At 51.0% G+C, this 251-nt stretch carries 1 protein-coding gene; it reads right to left on the reverse strand.

What is annotated here, in order from left to right:
- On the reverse strand, positions 1-229 hold a 229-nt coding region (locus AAEY75_RS16355), incomplete at its 3' end, for a c-type cytochrome (protein ID WP_352260209.1).
- Positions 230-251: the final 22 nt, after the last annotated feature.

Here is a 251-nt window from a genome sequence, read left to right on the forward strand (position 1 = left end):
GTGCGTGATCGAGTAATACATCATTACCTTTAGCAAGGCGAGGTGACCAATCATCAGCCGATTTAGGTGCGCCTAACGCACCAGTACCGTGACACGCAAAACATGAAGCTTGATATACTTGCTCGCCAGAACGTGGGCCAGTAGGGGCTGCAGGAGCGGCCACTTTGTCACCCTCAAGGTATACAGCACCAATCGGTGCGAGACGTTTTTTGATTGCATCGGCAGTCATAGAGTTATCATATGGCTGTGCG

The sequence above is a fragment of the Psychrobacter sp. TB55-MNA-CIBAN-0194 genome, from assembly GCF_040309505.1.
In the GTDB taxonomy this organism is placed as follows: domain Bacteria; phylum Pseudomonadota; class Gammaproteobacteria; order Pseudomonadales; family Moraxellaceae; genus Psychrobacter; species Psychrobacter fozii.